Source organism: Caballeronia arationis (genome assembly GCF_001544975.2).
Lineage (GTDB): Bacteria > Pseudomonadota > Gammaproteobacteria > Burkholderiales > Burkholderiaceae > Caballeronia > Caballeronia arationis.
In genome coordinates, this window is record NZ_FCOG02000346.1 from 1 (window position 1) to 2,537 (window position 2,537).

Here is a 2,537-nt window from a genome sequence, read left to right on the forward strand (position 1 = left end):
TTACCGAGAACTGGATCGGCGCTCACGAACGCCAAGATGAGACCGTGAGAAAGGCGCAAGAACTCGGCACTCTCGAGTTTCTGACAATCGCCATCATGAAGGACTCGCTGGTTCAGTCCATCAAGCATATGTGCGCTCATGCAAAGTCAAGCCTGCGCCAATTCGGAAAAGCGGAGGGAGCGTCGAAGTCTTCAAAGCGTGCACAACCTGCTCGGTTTGAGCAAGCGGCGCGCGACAATCTCGACTGAATCAGACAAGTCAACGCGGATACGTAGTCAACCCGGCAGTCGCACGTTCAATGGCGAACGTCCCGCGGTTTCGCCGCCGGCCGACGCCATCTCTGCCTGCATCGGAAGAACCGCAACGGCCGTCCCGCATGAGCCGCAGTCTCTGAACGGACGGTTTACCCGGCATTCAAACGAACGCTGGAAAGAGCGTGCCATTCGCGGATGGTCATGGTCGCCTGCTCGCGGGAAAGCGAGCCCTCGTATTTAGCCCGCAGTGCGACATTTCTCTGGTCATCACAGGTAGATGGCTAACACATGACTCGCAGCCGCTGCATTCTAAAGTGTCGGCGTCACTGTTGCGCCCATTTCGGCCAGCAACTCGACGATCAGATGCTCAAAATGCTCGAGGTGACGGGACCGCTTCAAATCGACGATTGGCGTTGACATCCGGTCGCCAAACAGCATCACAGCCATGGACTGGTTGTCCTGCTTTGACATCCACATCAGACCTTGTGCATCGGGCAGGTTTTGCCATATCCATAACGCCCATTCACGTGTGCGCAAATAGTCGGTCTTGTCGCCATCAAACAGATCCGATGGGGCCAAGCCCGGGCCACGCAACCCCGTCGCGGTCAGATTCGCCAGTCGCAGGTCGGCCATTCCGATTTGGCTCATATGGAGAGATGAAGCGAGGTCCCTCTGCAGATCGTGCTGATAGCCGGCAGACGGCGTTGGCACGTCATGCAGAACCACTTCCATGATCGCTCCTCGCTCGGATGCGGCGGCATAAATTGTCGGGATGACTGTCCCGTTGTCCGGTCGACGCAATGGACTGAAACGAGCGTTGCCAAGCCCAGAATCGTTGAAGGCGTCCGGCGCGTAGTTGCCTGTCGCCGAGTCGAGCGGATGAACACGGAACCACGTACCCGACGAGACCTTGCTGAGCGTGAGTGGAGACGCAGGCGGCGGAAACACCGAACTAACCATGCACTGGCCCGACAACGTGGTCCCTCGCCGCTTCGATCACCGCTTGCGGGTTGGTTGCGAGAACCTCACGCGGACGCTTGCCGCGGAGCATACTGTTCGTCGACTCGAACCACGAAGCGATTCGAAACGGCCGGTAGCCCTTGAAAATCTTCAGGATCTCCGCGACCTCAGGGATCGGGTTGCCTAGCTCGTCGAAGACATACTTGGGATAAAGCGTCTGGCCTGCGCGTTCAATCGAAAAAATCTTGCCCTCTCTCTTCCACCGACTTGTTACCGCGTGCTGATTCGTCGCGTCAGGATTTTGCCGTTCACCGACCTTCTGCGCAGTCATCCACGTCGTCCCGTTGAGGACAGCTTTTACCGCCTTCGCCTCCAATTCTGCCCGTGATTCAGTCAGCAGCGTGACCGGAGATGCGTCGACAAGTCCCTGCAACACAAGCCCTTCCTGCTCACTGACGCTAAGGCGGACCTGGCGTGTCATCTCGACTTTCGCAGCCGGCGTGAAATCCGCGGTCTCGATCTTGTCGATTAGCATTGTCGCGGCCGCTCGCGTGGCGTCCAGCGCCGTCACATAGCGACCGATATCGCTGCTGACCGCTTGGGTGGTAGTTCCCGCCGGCGATACAAACGAAATGTGCGCGGCGGCCGCACCCTTCGGACCCGCCGATTGCGCCTTGGCCATGTTGCCCTCAACCGATTAGGATTGTGATATTTACAATGTATATCACAATTCTCACATTTCAAGTCGTTTCTGACGCACCGATGATGTGTTGCCAAAAAAAGCGTTTCCTGTGAAACTAATTCGATTCCGTCCCCATATTGGACGCGGTAGACGTCTGGCAACGGGCCAGATAGTTCGACGCACTCGTGTCTGGGTGGATTTCAGATTGAGACGGCTCTGCCATCCTGCCCCGCCTCAGTATTTGGCGCACAGCCAAGATCGTTTTACGACGGACCGGTCGCGCCGAGTCCTTCCGTGTCAGCAAAGGAACAGCTGGCCGAGACAGCAGCCCTCAGCTTGGCAATTCACCAGCTCGGTAGTAAAGCCGGTGACGTGAACGGACCCGGTCAGCGATGCTGCACTTTCCGTGTTGCCATGTATGCGTCAAACAGGCCAGTATGCAGCCGACTGAGTTCTTCGCGTAAGCTCACCAATTCATGCTGGTCGCCTTCATGTTCGCGACGCAAAATCTCCCCGAGCAAGGCAGTGGCACGCGACGCGTGCAGCTCTCGCTGCACGCGCGCCTCGCCCAGCCGGCTCGCGAGCGCTGGCTTGACGACCAGTAGCCAGGCCGGAAACCAAACATAGTCCTCGATTTCGCC

The 2,537-nt window shown here is 57.9% G+C and carries 3 protein-coding genes and 1 pseudogene; 1 reads left to right on the forward strand and 3 read right to left on the reverse strand.

Going from position 1 to position 2,537, the window contains the following annotated elements:
* Nucleotides 1-248, forward strand: a 248-nt coding sequence (locus tag AWB81_RS46240; protein WP_159939031.1) for a hypothetical protein, incomplete at its 5' end; no start/stop codon positions are given.
* 315 nt (nt 249-563) lie between these two features.
* Here AWB81_RS46240 and AWB81_RS41960 read toward each other — a convergent pair.
* From AWB81_RS41960 to AWB81_RS41970, 3 genes and pseudogenes are all read right to left on the reverse strand, one after another.
* Nucleotides 564-1,214: an RES family NAD+ phosphorylase gene (locus AWB81_RS41960; RefSeq protein WP_087135596.1), complete on the reverse strand. Its 651-nt coding sequence runs from the start codon at nt 1,212-1,214 to the stop codon at nt 564-566.
* Nucleotides 1,207-1,896 carry a hypothetical protein gene (locus tag AWB81_RS41965; protein WP_062644411.1) on the reverse strand — a complete coding sequence of 230 codons (690 nt, stop codon included), beginning with the start codon at nt 1,894-1,896 and terminating at the stop codon, nt 1,207-1,209. Before AWB81_RS41965 ends, AWB81_RS41960 begins: the two co-directional genes overlap by 8 nt.
* Before the next feature lie 386 nt (nt 1,897-2,282).
* Nucleotides 2,283-2,537, reverse strand: a pseudogene (locus AWB81_RS41970) (hypothetical protein); the annotation flags it as partial.